Source organism: Variovorax sp. PMC12 (assembly GCF_003019815.1).
In the GTDB taxonomy this organism is placed as follows: Bacteria; Pseudomonadota; Gammaproteobacteria; order Burkholderiales; family Burkholderiaceae_C; genus Variovorax.
Map to the genome: position 1 here is coordinate 499,047 of NZ_CP027774.1, position 12,793 is coordinate 511,839.

The following is a 12,793-nucleotide window of genomic DNA, read 5'->3' on the forward strand; positions in this document are numbered from 1 at the left end:
ACCGCCCGGAGCGCCGCCTCTCCCGAGAACAACTACAGAGTCAGACCTCCGTCGATGGTCAGGCTCGCGCCTGTCATGTACCCTGACTCTTCGCGCGCAAGGTAGGAGACCAGGGCCCCGATCTCCTGGGGCTTGCCGACGCGCTTCAAGGGGCTTCGCTGCGCCAGTGCCTCGGTCCAGTCCGCCGTCAGGTCGGTCTCGACCGGGCCCGGCTGGATGTTGTTGACCGTGATGCCTCGCGGCGCCAGGTCCAGCGCCGCGCCCTTGACCAGGCCGGCGACCGCGGTCTTCGTGAGCTGGTAGACGCTGGAGCCGGCCTGGCCGGTGCGCAGCGCCACGTTGCTGCCGATGGTGATGATTCGCCCGCCATCCAGCACATGCGGCACGCTCGCCTGCACTGCCAGGAACACGCCACGCACGTTGATCGCCAGCATCTGGTCCAGGTCGGCCAGCGGCACCGCGTCGATGCTGCCCGCCTTGTAGATGCCGGCATTGACGACCACGACCTGCAGGGCGCCGAAGCGCTCCACGGCCAGGGCGACTGCGCTGCGAATGGCCTGGGCATCGGCGCTGTCGGCCGCGATGGCGTGGGCACGGCCGCCGGCCTGCACGATCTGCGCGACCAGTGCCTGTGCGCTGTCGGGCCGCGACACGTAGGTGAACGCGACCGCGTAACCGTCGGCCGCCAGTCGCTGCACGGCGGCGGCGCCGATGCCGCGTGATCCGCCGAACACCAGGGCGGCGCCGCGGGGCGTTGTTGCGTCTTTTCTCACTGCATTTTCCTTTCCGGACGCCATGGTCCGTCACTCACCGAACACCTGCACGCACGCAGGACCAGAAATCAGGGGGCACGTGCCGCGGCATCAGCCGAACGTGAATGCGTAGCCGCGCGCCCCGGAATCAAGAAAGCGGATTTCCACTGTGCGGGCCTTCACCGCGCCGCTCTGGCGCACGAGCTGGTACAGGCGGGTGGCGTCCACCACGCCGTTGCCATCGGCATCCACGTCCGTGCCGTGGTGCCGCCCGGGGGGCTGGCCGTCCAGCGTCAGTCGAAAGCGCACCGGGCCGCTGGCGCCCGCGCCGAGCACCAGGTTGGCGTCGCGGGCCTCGAAGCGCATTGCAAGGCCGCCACCCGCATCGGCCCCTTCCACGAACTCGGGCTTCAGCGTCCAGGTGCCGGACAGCGACCAGGTGTTGGACTGCAGCGCGGCGGGCGTGTAGTGCGCCGGCTTGTCGGGCACGACCTTGCCGGCGACGCGTGGGCTGCTCCCCTTCTCGTAGCCAAGATAGGTCTCCGGGCTGCGCAGGGTGTCGGCGTCGGCGGCCAGGCCGGGGCCGCGCAGGTCCGGCGCCACGTTCGGCGCCGGCACAGGCTGCGCATCGCCCGTGCCGGGCGCACCGGCCTCGCGCAGCAGCTCCTCGATCACGCGCTCGGAAGCCGCGTACCCGCCCTCGCCGAACTGGTGGTGCCGCACGCGGCCCTGTGCATCGACGAAGTACAGGGCCGGCCAGTAATGGTTGTCGAACCCGCGCCAGATGCGGAAGTCGTTGTCCTGCACCACCGGGTAGGCGATCTGCAGATCCTGCAATGCGCGCCTGACATTGCCGGGGTCTTTCTCGAAGGCGAACTCGGGCGTGTGCACGCCCACCACCACGAGACCACGGCCGGCGTATTTCTGCGCCCAGGCTTTCACATAGGGCAATGTGCGCAGGCAGTTGATGCAGGAATAGGTCCAGAAGTTGACCAGCACGACCTTCCCTTGCAATGCGGCGATCGACTGTGGGGCGGCGTTGAGCCACTGCGTGCCGCCTTCCAGGCTGGCCCGCGCTGATTCCAGCGGCAGCCGGGCGGGCTGCGGCGCGGCCGCAAGCGCGGCGGGAATCAGGCGTTGCAGCAGGCCGGCTTCGAGCCCGCTGTCGCCCAGGCCGCCGAACTGGGCCAGCAGGCGCGTGTCGATGCCGGTGCCCACGGCCACCACACCGGCCAGCATGGCGACGCCCGCGATGCGGCGGCCAGCGATGCCGGGCAGCAGCCTGGCCTTCAAGGCGGCCAGCGGCCTGGCGCCGACCCGCAGCGCCACCCACAGCGCCACGCCGGCACCGGCGCCGTACGACAGCAGCAACAGCAAGGTGTGGGCACCCGGCCCCGTCAGCGCGGCCGTGGCGAGCACCAGGCCCAGCACCGGGCCTGCGCACGGCGTCCAGATCAGCCCCGTGGCCGCGCCCAGCAGCGCGGCGCTGCGCCAGCCGCCGCGCTGCTGCTTGTGCGCCAGGCGCTCACCGGCCCGCACCAGCGGCGCACTCCACCACGCGGCCAGGCGCGGCGAGAGCAGCGATGCCCCGAACAGGGCCAGCGCCGCCAATGCGGCCCAGCGGCCGATCTGGTTCAGCTGCACGGCCCATGCGCCCGCCACGGCGCCGAGGGAGGCCACGGCCGCGAAACCAGCGACCATGCCGGCGAGCAGCGGCAGGTTGCCCTGCGCGAAGGGCCGGTCATGGCGCGCGAAAACGAAGGGCAGCACCGGCAGGATGCAAGGGCTGAGCACGGTCAGCATGCCGGCGACAAAAGCGGCGATGGCAAGGGTCATGGCAGATCCGAAGCGGTGGTGCGGCTCAGAGCCGCGTGACGTCGATCACCGCCTGCGCAAACGCGGCGGGCGCCTCCTGCGGCAGGTTGTGGCCGATTCCGCCGTCCAGCTGGCGGTGCTGGTACTTGCCGCTGAACTTCTTCGCATAAGCGGCCGGATCGGGATGCGGCGCGCCGTTGGCATCGCCTTCCATCGTGATCGTGGGGACGGCGATGACGGGGGCCGTGGCCAGCCGCTGCTCCAGCGCGTCGAAGCGCGGCTCGCCGGCCGCCAGGCCGATGCGCCAGCGGTAGTTGTGGACCACGATGGCCACGTGGTCCGGGTTGTCGAAGGACTGCGCGCTGCGCTGGTAGGTGGCCTCGTCGAAGCGCCAGCGCGGCGAAGCCTGCTGCCAGATGAAGCGGTTGAATGCCGCCGGGTTGGCGGCATACCCGTCGCGGCCGCGGTCGGTCGCGAAGTACGACTGGTACCACCAGGCGAACTCCGCGGCCGGCGGCAGCGGCTTGGCGTTGGCTTGCGGGTTGCCGATCAGGTAGCCGCTCACCGACACCAGGCCGGCCACGCGCTCGGGCCAGATCGCGGCCAGGATGCATGCCGTGCGCGCGCCCCAGTCGAAGGCGCCCAGCACGGCCTGGCGGATGCCCAGCGCGTCCATCAGCGCCACGATGTCCTGCGCCACCGCGCCCTGCTGGCCGTTGCGGGGCGTGGCGTCGGACAGGAAGCGCGTGTCGCCGTAGCCGCGCAGGGAAGGCACGATCACGCGATAGCCCGCCGCCGCCAGACGCGGCGCCACGTCGACGAAGGCATGGATGTCATACGGCCAGCCGTGCAGCAGGATGGCCACGGGGCCATCGGCCGGGCCGGCCTCGGCATAGGCCACGCGCAGGTCGCCGGCGGCGATGGTCTTGAGCGATGCGAAGCCGGTGGCGCCGGTGCCCGTGGCGGCCCGCGCCGGGGAGGCGAGCAGGTTGGCAATGGGCGCGGCGGCGAGGCCCAGGGCCGCGCTGGCGAGGAAGTCGCGGCGGCGGGTGGTCGTTGCGGTTGTCGTGTGGGCGGTGTGCATGGAATGGCCTTTGGCTGCGGTTGGGACGGTGCCGGCGCGGTCTGCGTCGGCTGGCCCCTAGTACATCGCCCAGATGTATGTGGCATGTGTCGTGGGCACTCCCCAATTGCATGGCCATGTCGCGGCGGCGGGGCCGGATACACAGCCATACAAACTCGCCATCGACTGGCGCATCGCGGATGGGATGCCCTGAAACGACACCGCCACCCGGAGGTGGCGGCTGGAGGCAAAAGGGTGGAAGCAGGCCTGCGCTCAGGAACGCCGCCTCCGCAGCGGCGGTGCAGCGCTGGCCGAAGGCATGGCACACGGCCGCCCCGCAGACTGGCTGATTTCGGACGCGAAACCGCCGACGAGGAAGAACAGCGAGAACAGCAGCTTGCGCATTTCTCTATGCGTCTTGCGCTTCGACCTGCGCGGCGAACACGTAGCCCTCGCTACGCACGGTCTTGATGTAGCGCGGCTCGCGGGCGTCGTCGCCCAGGCACTTGCGCAGTCGGCTGATCATCAGGTCGATGGAGCGCTCGAACAGCTCGGCCTCGCGGCCCTGCGTGATCGAAAGGATCTGGTCGCGCGTGAGCACCTTCTGCGGATGGTCCACCAGCACGCGCAAGAGCCGGTATTCCGCGCCGCTGAGCGACACCACCGTGCCTTCGTGGTCCAGCAGCATGCGCTCCACCGTGTCCAGCCGCCAGTCGCCGAAGGCCAGGTAGCGCGCCTCGTCGGTGATGCGCATGTTGGGCGGCAGCATGCGCGTGCGGCGCAGTACCGACTTGATGCGGGCCAGCAGCTCGCGCGCGGCGAAGGGCTTGGCGAGGTAATCGTCGGCGCCCATCTCAAGGCCCAGTATGCGGTCGGCCTCGTCGCCGCGCGCGGTGAGCATGAGGATGGGCAGCGCCTTGTGCTTGCCGCCGCGCAGGTCGCGGCACAGCGTCAGGCCGTCCTCGCCGGGCAGCATCAGGTCGAGGATCACGAGGTCGAAGGGTCCGGCGGTCTCCAGGATCTGGCGCATGTGGCGGCCGGTGGGCGCGGTGGTCACGCGCAGACCGTTCTTCTGCAGGTAGGCGCCGACAAGCTCGCGGATCTCGCGGTCGTCGTCGACCAGAAGGATGTGGTCGGCGGCAGGCGTGGTGGTGTTCATCGGATGTCCTGATTCGTGGCGGCGGGCAGGCGCAGGCTCGCGCGCAGGCCGCCTTCGGGCCGGTTGTGCAGGGCCAGCTCGCCACCGAGCGACAGTGCCAGCTGGTGCGCGATGGCCAGGCCCAGCCCGGTGCCGCCGGTCTCGCGGTTGCGTGAGCTTTCCAGCCGGTAGAAGGGCTGCAGCACGGCGGCGAGCTGGTCCTCGGGAATGCCGGGGCCATGGTCGCAGACCTCGACCAGCACGGCACCGTCCTGAAGCCGCACGCCGACCTCGGCGCGCTCGCCGTATTTGAGCGCGTTGTCGACGAGGTTGGTGAGGATTCGGCGCAACGCGTGCGGCCGGGTGCTGAGCGACACGTCGGCCTCGTGCACGAGCGTGACCGGGCGACCGGTGTCGGCGTAGTCGTTGACGATGCTGTGCACCAACGCGTCCAGCTTCACGCGGCGCGGCGTCTCGTCGGAGCCCTGCAAGGTCTTGGCGTAGCCCACGCCCTCGTGCACCAGCGTGCGCATGGATTCGAGGTCCTGGCGGAACTTGTCGGCCTCGGGCATGTTGTCCGCCAGGTCCACGCGCAGGCGCATTCGCGTGATGGGCGTCTGCAGGTCGTGCGAGATGGCGGCGAGGATCTGCATGCGCTCCTGCACGGTGCCTGCAATGCGCCGCTGCATCGCGTTGAAGGCGCGCGCGGCCTGCGCCACCTCGGCCGGCCCGGCCTCGGCCACGGGCGCGGGCCGCAGGTCGGGGCCGAGCCGGTCGGCGGCCCGGGCCAGCTGCGCCAGCGGCCGTGTGACCAGCCGCATGCCGGCCCAGGCGCAGGCCGCGAGCACCAGCAGCTGCGCGAGCAACAGCCAGGTCACCCAGTCGGCCACCGGCATCGGCACGCGGCGCGCCAGCACATACAGCGAGGAGCCGTCGTTCAGCCGCACCTGCATGCACGCCGTCTCGGGCTGCTGCGGAAGCTGGCCCACAGCGACCACGGGAAAGGGCCGCAGCGCGTTGGTCACGATATCGGCGAAGCGCGCCAGGGCGGGCGAGGAGGGCGGCGCCATGTCCCCCACGCCCTCCAGGGAGAAGCGGTAGTTGGGCCGCTCCAGGCGCTGGAACCATCCGGCGCGCTCGGCGGCGGGCAGGCGGTCGAGGATGGCCACGGAACTCGCGATGTCGCGCTCCACGCCGCTGACCATCAGGTTCATCAGCGTCTGCCCGCGTTCGTAGCGGATCGCCGTGTAGGTCAGCACCTGGGCCAGCGCCATACCCACCACCACCAGCAGCGTGACGCGCGCCAGCAGGGTGCTTGGCCACAGCCTTCGGAGGAATGCGGGCATGGGTGGGGGCCGGTGCGTGGGTCAGGCCACCGACAGCGCGACCTCGATGTTGCCGCGCGTGGCCTTGGAATAAGGGCACAGCTGGTGCGCGCCTTCGACGATGGCCAGGGCGGTGTCGTGCGGCACGCCGGGCACGAGGACCTGCAGCCGCGCCGCCAGCCTGAAGCCGTCGGCACCTTCGACCAGGTCGACCTCGGCATTGACGGCCAGCCCTTCCGGCAGGCGCACGCCCTGGGCCTGGGCCGCGCGGGCCATGGCGCCCATGAAGCAAGCCGACCATCCGGCTGCGAACAGCTGTTCGGGGTTGGTGCCAGGACCCACGGTACCGAAGCGCGTGAGCGTGACGTCGAGCCGGCCGTCGTCGCTGCGCGCGGCGCCGCCGCGTCCGCCGGTGGTCTGGGTACGGCCGGTGTAGAGAACCTTGTCTTGGGTGGTGGTGTTCATGGTCGTTGTCCGTCAGAGGGAGTTGTGGAAATGGAGGCGCGATTGTTAGGGCGCGCAGCGCTTTCTCCGAGGGTGTTCTTGACCTTGTGTACGAGCCGCTCATGCAGGCTACAAAACTATACAAAAGTCGCCCATCCAGCAGCGCGAGGCGACTCCGCCGCCGTGCTTCATGGAAAGCCCGCCCGCTTGCTGGCTGTCCCGATTCGTGGCAAAAGCTGGCGTGTTCCCATCCTTATGAGGTAAATCAACCGTGTGTGATCTGAACGACCAGGAAGAACTCAAGAAGTACACCCGCCGCGACTTCGCTACGTGGGCCGCATCCGCCGGCGTACTGACGGCGTTGCCCAGCGTGGCCAACGCCGTCGCCGTTGCCGAGCGCGAGGTGACCATCGCCACTGCGGATGGCAACTGCGACGCTTACTTTGTCGCACCCACCTCGGGGCCTGCACCCGGCGTGCTGGTGTGGCCCGACGTGTTCGGTCTTCGCCCGGCCTTCAGGCAAATGGGTCGGCGGCTGGCCGAGTCGGGCTACAGCGTGCTGGTGGTGAATCCCTTCTACCGGCAGAAGAAAGCGCCCACTGCCGCGCAGGGTGGCCAGACGCCGATCGCCGAAGTGATGCCGCTGATGCAGGCGCTGACGCCCGCCATGCATCTGAGCGACGGCAAGGCCTTTGTGGCGTGGCTCGATGCCCAACGCGAGGTGGACAAGGCGCGCAAGCTGGGCACCACCGGCTATTGCATGGGCGGCCCGATCGCGGTGCGCACTGCCACCGTGGCCCCCGGCCGCGTAGGTGCTGTCGGAACCTTCCATGGCGCCGCCATGGTGACCGCGGCGCCCGACAGCCCCCATCGCCTGGTGGCCCAGACGCAGGCGCGCTACCTGATTGCAGTGGCCCAGAACGACGACGCCAAAGATCCCGAAGCCAAGGTCACGCTGCGCACTGCGCTCGAAAGCGCGAAGCTGCCAGCCGAGGTGGAGGTGTACCCGGCGGCCCACGGCTGGTGCCCGCCCGATACCCAGGTCTACGACGCCGCCCAGTCCGAGCGCGCCTGGACGCGCCTGCTGGCCACGTTCAGCACGGCACTGGCCTGATCATTTCGGCGTGAGCCGATACAGGCCGCCCTCGCGGTCGTCCTCGATCAGCCACAGCGCGCCATCGGGCGCCTGCTCGACGGCGCGGACGCGAAAGCCGACCGTCCAGTGCTCCGCCGGTTTCGCGATCGCGCCGTTGACCTCGATCCGGTGCAGGGCACGGCTGACGAGGCCGGGCGCGAACGCCGAGCCCTTCCATTTCGGAAACATCGCGCCGCTGTAGAACATCAGGTTGCCGGGCGCCAGCACAGGCGTCCAGTAGATCGCGGGCTTGGCGAGGTCGGCGCGCGTGTCGGGGCTGGCAATGGGCACGCCGTCGTAGTTCACCGCATAGGAAACGAGCGGCCAACCGTAGTTCTTGCCCGGCTCGATGAGGTTGAGTTCATCGCCGCCGCGCGGGCCGTGCTCGAGCTCCCAAAGGCGGCCATCCGGCGCGAATGCGAGGCCGTAGGGCGTGCGATGCCCCGAACTCCATGTCTCGGACGGCGTCAGATTGGGGCCATCGAAGACATGGGTGCGCACGACCGGCGCGGTCTTCGCGGCCTCCGTGTCTCTCGGCGGATCGATCACGGGGACCGACTGCGCACCCGTCTTGCCTTCCATGGGGTTGCCGGGTGCGGGCTTTCCGTCCAGGGTCAGTCGCAGGATCTTGCCGGCCGGTTGGTTCGGGTCTTGCGCGGGGGTGAAGCGCTGCCGATCGCCGACCGTGAGAAAAAGAAACTTCTGGTCCGGCGAAAAGGCCACGGCGGCGCCGACTTGGCCTCCCTTGCCCTTGATCGGGTCACGCCAGACGACCTTCAGGTCCTCCAGCGAGGCGGTGCCGGTGCCGATCCTGAGCGTCGCGCGGGCGAGCGCCAGGCTCGAGGTACCCGTGACTTGTCCGGGCTCCGAATAGGTCAGGTAGATCGCCGCATCGCTCGCAAAGGACGGGGCCAGGTACACGCCGAGCAGGCCGTTCTGGCTTTGGTAGAGCACTGGCGGCACGCCGGTGACTTCGAGCTTCTGCCCGGACTGGGTCGTGAGGTAGAGCTTGCCGATCTTCTCGGTGACCAGCATGCGCCCATCCGGCAGGAAGGCGATGCGCCATGGCAGGTCGAACTGCGCGACCTTCGTGAGCTTGAACGGGGGCGACGGGGTGGGGGGCAGAGTGCCGGCGTTGATCTGCGCGAACACGGTTGTTGCACTGAAGAGCAACAAGGATAGGCTTACGGACTTCATGGATGGCATGCCCCGCGTCAGGGCGCATTGCGGCGCAGGAACACATGCGTGGCGCGCTCGCCTGCCACCTGCCGCTCGCAGCTGTAGCCCAGGGCCGGCAGGTCCAGGCCGGCGAAAAGCGCCTCGCCCTTGCCCAGCAGCACCGGCCGCACGGCCAGGTGCAGTTCGTCGATCAGCCCGGCCTTCAGGTATTCGCGCACGGTGGCCACGCCGCCACCCACACGCACGTCGCGCGTGCCTGCGGCCGCCCGTGCCAATGCCAGTGCCTCATGGATGCCGCCGGTGACGAAGTGGAAGGTGGTGCCGCCTTGCATCGTCAGTGGCGCGCGGGCATGGTGGGTCAGCACGAAGACCGGCACATGGTAGGGCGGCTCGTCGCCCCACCAGCCTTTCCAGCTCTCGTCGGGCCACGGACCGCGCACCGGTCCGAACATGTTTCGCCCCAGGATCCACGCGCCCATCTCGGCGAAGCCCTGCTCGGCGATCCCGTTGTCGATGCCGGTCTCGCCGTTGGCCTCGCCCGTGCTGTGCATCTGCTGCCAGACGCGCGTGGGAAAGAACCAGTTCATGAGTTCGGGGCCGCGAACGCCCAGCGGATGCTCCAGGCTCTGGTCCGGGCCGGCAGCGAAGCCGTCGAGCGAAACGCCGAAACTGCGTACTAGCAATCGGGTCATGGCGGGGTCTCCTGGAAGAACGAAGCGGCAGTCTAGCGTGGGCGGTGCCTCGCGGAGGTCCCGCTTCGACCAGATGTTTCACTCTTGAAACGCATGCGCCCGGCCATCCGCCGCCGGGGCGTTTAAAGTTCGGTCCCCGGTAGCGCTTTCTCGCTACCGTTTTTTTCCAACCGCTTGATTGAAGAAAGAGCATCCCGTTTTGAACAAGACCGAACTCATCGCCGCCATCGCCACGGACACGAACCTCAGCAAGGCCGATGCCGGCCGCGCGCTCGACGCCGCGATCGAAAACCTGTCGCGCGCGTTGGCCGCCGGCGACACGGTGCAACTGATCGGCTTCGGCACCTTCGCCGTGGCAAGCCGCCCTGAGCGCACGGGCCGCAACCCGTCGACCGGCGAGCCGATGACCATCAAGGCCAGCAAGGCGCCCAAGTTCACCGCCGGCAAGGCGCTGAAGGACGCGGTCAACGCCGTTGCCGCCAAGTAAGCGGCACGCCTCGCGTCAATTTCTTTTGCATCTTCTCCCTCCGCGGCGCCGGCGCAGCAGCGCAGACCCCGGAGGGCGTGGCCTCTTCTTCAGGAAGCGGACGCGTTCCGCGCTAGAGTGCGTGCACGTTCACAAGCTCAGCCATCCGACATGTCCGACGCACCTGTGTCAACGCCACGTTCCCGCATGCCCGCGCCACCTCGGCTGCTTCAAATTCTCGTCATCGCTGCCTGCCTCCTGATGGCGGGCTGCGCAAGCCCTCCGGGCCCGCGCCAGGGACGAGGCCCCGCACCGTCGATCACCAGCACGCCGCTCACGGACGAGCAGTCGAACAGCATCGCCATCCACGCGCTGGGGCTGGTCGGCACGCCATACCGCTATGGCGGCAACACGCCGGACGGCGGCTTCGACTGCAGCGGGCTCATCGGCTATGTCTATCTCAACAGCGTGGGGCAATCGCCGCCGCGCACGGTGGCGCGCATGTCGGACTTCGGTCAAGCCGTGGCGATGTCGCAGCTTCGCACGGGCGACCTGGTGCTCTTCGGTTCGTCCACGCCCACGCATGCCGGCATCTATGTGGGCGGCGGCCGCTTCGTGCATGCGCCGTCCACGGGCGGCGAGGTGCGGCTCGACCGGCTCGACGGCGTGTACTGGTCGCGCCAGCCGACGCAGGCACGGCGGCCCTGAGCGTCGAGCCCGGGGCGCATCGACCGGTCAGTCTTCCGCGTCGCGCTGTTTTCTTCGTCGCCAGCCGGCCCGCTCGTCCATGCGTGCCCAGGCGTTGAGCAGTGCGGCGCGCGTGATGTCGCCGGCCATGCGGATGGCGATGGTGTCGTCGGCGTTCAGCGGGCGCCAGTCGGTCGGATCTTCCGCGCGCGAGATGCTCATCCACCGGGCGCCGCAATGGCTGCACGATGCCACGAGGACGTTGCCCGTCTCGACGTGGCCGAGCATGGTCTGTTCGTCGAGTGCCGGCGTGCCGCAGCATGACCAGTAGAGCGTCATGTCGGGCCGTGCCTGTGCCTGCCGGGCCCAGGCGGCCGCGTGATGCCAGAGCGTCGCGTGCAGTGCCATGTCACGCCCTCTCAGGCGGCATGCGCGGCATGCGCCGCCTGCGCGGCTTGTCGAGCCGATAAAGCCTCACCAGCGTCTCTGCCGAGACGACCCACACGGCCGCGACGGCGGCCAACCAGACGATGTCCATTGCTCACTCTTGTTCGGGAGTGGATGGAGTATCGAAAGACGCGCATAAAAACGGCATCGAATGCCGGTGGCCGCGCGTAAAAATTTCATAAAGACCGGTGCGGCGAGGTCACGTGCTCCGGCCGCACGCCCAGCCCCACCGCCCGTGCCGGCAGCCTGCGAAGCACGGGCCAGCGCGAGAGCAGCCGCAGCGGCCACGGCACGTGGCCCGCCACCGCCGTCATCTTGCCGCCGAGCACCGGCACCAGCACGCGGTCCTGCACCATGCGCTGCGCCGCCTGCGTCACGCGCACCGGCCATTCCCTTCGCCGCTGCAGCTGCGGCAACATGTCGTCGATCTGCTTGTCGGTGGCCGTGCCGGCCAGCATCGGGGCCAGCAGGTTGGCCGCGGCCACCGCGTCCTGCACGGCCAGATTGATGCCGACGCCGCCCACGGGCGACATGGCATGCGCCGCGTCGCCAATGCACAGCATGCCCTTGCACGACCACGACTCGAGCCGGTCGACCGTCACTTCGAGCAGCTTCACCGCGTTCCAGTCGGGCAGTGCCGTCGCGAGCCGGTCGGCGAAGAAAGGCGCGATCTTGCCGATCTCGGCGTGGAAGGCGTCGATGCCCCGGGCCTGCAGCGCGGCGTGCCCGCCCTTGGGAATCACGAACGCGCACTGCCAGTAGTCGCCGCGGTTCAGCGTCACCAGCAAGTGCCCGGCAGCGATGTGGCCCGCGGTGGCCTCCGGGTCGCCGCTTTCCCTGGGAATGCGCATCCACAGCACGTCGATCGGCGCGCCGTAGCTGATGTGCGGCAGCGCGGCGGCATCGCGCAGCGCGGAGTGGCGGCCGTCGCTCGCGACCACCAGCGAGGCGTGCAGCTCCACGTCCTGCGGCTTCCCGGCCCGGCGCCCGCGCCGCACCTTCACGCCGTTGACGCGCCCCTTGTCCTGCAGCAGGCCGACGGCCTCGGCGTCGGTCCACAGCTCGAAGCCCGGATAGCGCCGCGCCTCGTCGCACATGAAGTCCAGGAACTCCCACTGCGGCATCAGCACCAGGAACTTGCTGTGCGAAGGCAGGTGGGTGAAGTCGGCCACGGGAAAGTTCCGGCCCTCGAAGCTCGCGCACAGCTGCTCGATGCGGTCGTGCGGGCGCTGCAGGAAAGCCTCGAGCAGGCCCAGTTCGTGCAGCACCTCCAGCGTCGACGGATGCACGGTGTCGCCGCGGAAGTCGCGCAGGAAGTCAACGTGCTTTTCCAGCACCACGACGGGGACGCCGGCCCGCGCGAGCAGCAATCCGAGCACCATGCCGGCGGGGCCGCCGCCCGCGATGCAGCAGCGCACCTGCGCCTGGCTTGCCTGGGTCGCCTGGGTTGAAGTAGGGGGAGCGGTGTCGGTCAATCGGCTGGCTCGCTTGTTGAAGACAGACCCCTATTGTTCCGGCTTGGTCCGGTTCGTGCGTGTAGGCCCGCAGGCATTGAACTGCGGGCCTCGGGCATGGGCATGCGGGTTTTCCATTACGCAAAGCCACGCGCCCGGCCCGCGCGGTCCGACGGATGCGCCGCGGCGCCCGCGC

15 protein-coding genes are annotated in these 12,793 nt (G+C 69.5%); 3 read left to right on the forward strand and 12 right to left on the reverse strand.

Translation table 11 applies throughout. The features are described from left to right. Positions 1 to 32: 32 nt before the first annotated feature. The 7 genes from C4F17_RS29775 to C4F17_RS29800 all read right to left on the reverse strand — a co-directional run bounded on the left by C4F17_RS29775 (position 33) and on the right by C4F17_RS29800 (position 6,558). Entirely contained in the window at positions 33 to 797 is a 765-nt protein-coding gene (locus tag C4F17_RS29775) for an SDR family oxidoreductase (RefSeq protein WP_106938052.1), read from the reverse strand. A gap of 66 nt (positions 798 to 863) precedes the next feature. Then, positions 864 to 2,588 (reverse strand): cytochrome c biogenesis protein DipZ, encoded by a 1,725-nt coding sequence (locus C4F17_RS29780; RefSeq protein ID WP_106938053.1) that lies wholly within the window; start codon positions 2,586 to 2,588, stop codon positions 864 to 866. A 25-nt stretch (positions 2,589 to 2,613) separates the two neighbouring features. Continuing rightward, on the reverse strand, positions 2,614 to 3,651 hold the full coding sequence (locus tag C4F17_RS29785; RefSeq protein WP_106938054.1) for an alpha/beta fold hydrolase: 1,038 nt from the start codon (positions 3,649 to 3,651) through the stop codon (positions 2,614 to 2,616). Positions 3,652 to 3,903: 252 nt separating this feature from the next. Continuing rightward, the gene (locus C4F17_RS33680; RefSeq protein ID WP_267898749.1) at positions 3,904 to 4,035 is read right to left on the reverse strand and encodes a hypothetical protein; all 132 of its coding nucleotides are present in this window, start codon (positions 4,033 to 4,035) and stop codon (positions 3,904 to 3,906) included. Between the two features lie 4 nt (positions 4,036 to 4,039). Further along, positions 4,040 to 4,789 carry a response regulator gene (locus tag C4F17_RS29790; protein ID WP_106938055.1) on the reverse strand — a complete coding sequence of 250 codons (750 nt, stop codon included), beginning with the start codon at positions 4,787 to 4,789 and terminating at the stop codon, positions 4,040 to 4,042. Then, complete coding sequence (locus C4F17_RS29795) at positions 4,786 to 6,114, reverse strand: ATP-binding protein (RefSeq protein WP_106938056.1); 1,329 nt, start codon at positions 6,112 to 6,114, stop codon at positions 4,786 to 4,788. The genes C4F17_RS29790 and C4F17_RS29795 overlap by 4 nt, the downstream gene beginning before the upstream one ends. Positions 6,115 to 6,135: 21 nt before the next feature. After that, positions 6,136 to 6,558, reverse strand: a complete 423-nt coding sequence (locus tag C4F17_RS29800; RefSeq protein ID WP_106938057.1) for an organic hydroperoxide resistance protein — start codon at positions 6,556 to 6,558, stop codon at positions 6,136 to 6,138. Between the two features lie 250 nt (positions 6,559 to 6,808). On the opposite strand from C4F17_RS29800, the gene C4F17_RS29805 reads away from it, so the two are divergent. Further along, the gene (locus C4F17_RS29805) at positions 6,809 to 7,651 is read left to right on the forward strand and encodes a dienelactone hydrolase family protein (protein WP_106938058.1); all 843 of its coding nucleotides are present in this window, start codon (positions 6,809 to 6,811) and stop codon (positions 7,649 to 7,651) included. Here C4F17_RS29805 and C4F17_RS29810 read toward each other — a convergent pair whose 3' ends face one another. Then, positions 7,652 to 8,824, reverse strand: a complete 1,173-nt coding sequence (locus C4F17_RS29810) for a PQQ-dependent sugar dehydrogenase (protein ID WP_234383157.1) — start codon at positions 8,822 to 8,824, stop codon at positions 7,652 to 7,654. Positions 8,825 to 8,886: 62 nt separating this feature from the next. Beyond that, a complete protein-coding gene (locus tag C4F17_RS29815) occupies positions 8,887 to 9,543 on the reverse strand; it encodes a dihydrofolate reductase family protein (RefSeq protein WP_081269270.1) in 657 nt (218 codons plus the stop codon). Between the two features lie 199 nt (positions 9,544 to 9,742). Here C4F17_RS29815 and C4F17_RS29820 point away from each other — a divergent pair, with 199 nt between their 5' ends. Both C4F17_RS29820 and C4F17_RS29825 read left to right on the forward strand, forming a co-directional pair. After that, complete coding sequence (locus tag C4F17_RS29820) at positions 9,743 to 10,030, forward strand: HU family DNA-binding protein (RefSeq protein WP_081269271.1); 288 nt, start codon at positions 9,743 to 9,745, stop codon at positions 10,028 to 10,030. A gap of 186 nt (positions 10,031 to 10,216) precedes the next feature. Further along, positions 10,217 to 10,717, forward strand: a complete 501-nt coding sequence (locus C4F17_RS29825; RefSeq protein ID WP_234383158.1) for a C40 family peptidase — start codon at positions 10,217 to 10,219, stop codon at positions 10,715 to 10,717. Between the two features lie 27 nt (positions 10,718 to 10,744). Here C4F17_RS29825 and C4F17_RS29830 read toward each other — a convergent pair whose 3' ends face one another. The 3 genes from C4F17_RS29830 to C4F17_RS29835 form a co-directional block, all read right to left on the reverse strand. After that, positions 10,745 to 11,104 carry a hypothetical protein gene (locus C4F17_RS29830; RefSeq protein WP_106938060.1) on the reverse strand — a complete coding sequence of 120 codons (360 nt, stop codon included), beginning with the start codon at positions 11,102 to 11,104 and terminating at the stop codon, positions 10,745 to 10,747. Between the two features lies 1 nt (position 11,105). After that, the gene (locus C4F17_RS33685) at positions 11,106 to 11,234 is read right to left on the reverse strand and encodes a hypothetical protein (RefSeq protein WP_267898750.1); all 129 of its coding nucleotides are present in this window, start codon (positions 11,232 to 11,234) and stop codon (positions 11,106 to 11,108) included. Positions 11,235 to 11,319: 85 nt separating this feature from the next. Then, a complete protein-coding gene (locus C4F17_RS29835) occupies positions 11,320 to 12,618 on the reverse strand; it encodes an FAD-dependent oxidoreductase (protein WP_234383159.1) in 1,299 nt (432 codons plus the stop codon). Between the last annotated feature and the right edge of the window lie 175 nt (positions 12,619 to 12,793).

Coding starts and splice junctions, on each gene's coding strand:
- C4F17_RS29800 (WP_106938057.1), bottom strand. CDS start 6,558: ATGAACACCACCACCCAAGACAAGGTTCTCTACACCGGCCGTACCCAG.
- C4F17_RS29825 (WP_234383158.1), top strand. CDS start 10,217: ATGCCCGCGCCACCTCGGCTGCTTCAAATTCTCGTCATCGCTGCCTGC.
- C4F17_RS33685 (WP_267898750.1), bottom strand. CDS start 11,234: ATGGACATCGTCTGGTTGGCCGCCGTCGCGGCCGTGTGGGTCGTCTCG.
- C4F17_RS29780 (WP_106938053.1), bottom strand. CDS start 2,588: ATGACCCTTGCCATCGCCGCTTTTGTCGCCGGCATGCTGACCGTGCTC.
- C4F17_RS29790 (WP_106938055.1), bottom strand. CDS start 4,789: ATGAACACCACCACGCCTGCCGCCGACCACATCCTTCTGGTCGACGAC.
- C4F17_RS29815 (WP_081269270.1), bottom strand. CDS start 9,543: ATGACCCGATTGCTAGTACGCAGTTTCGGCGTTTCGCTCGACGGCTTC.
- C4F17_RS29785 (WP_106938054.1), bottom strand. CDS start 3,651: ATGCACACCGCCCACACGACAACCGCAACGACCACCCGCCGCCGCGAC.
- C4F17_RS29775 (WP_106938052.1), bottom strand. CDS start 797: ATGGCGTCCGGAAAGGAAAATGCAGTGAGAAAAGACGCAACAACGCCC.
- C4F17_RS33680 (WP_267898749.1), bottom strand. CDS start 4,035: ATGCGCAAGCTGCTGTTCTCGCTGTTCTTCCTCGTCGGCGGTTTCGCG.
- C4F17_RS29830 (WP_106938060.1), bottom strand. CDS start 11,104: ATGGCACTGCACGCGACGCTCTGGCATCACGCGGCCGCCTGGGCCCGG.
- C4F17_RS29795 (WP_106938056.1), bottom strand. CDS start 6,114: ATGCCCGCATTCCTCCGAAGGCTGTGGCCAAGCACCCTGCTGGCGCGC.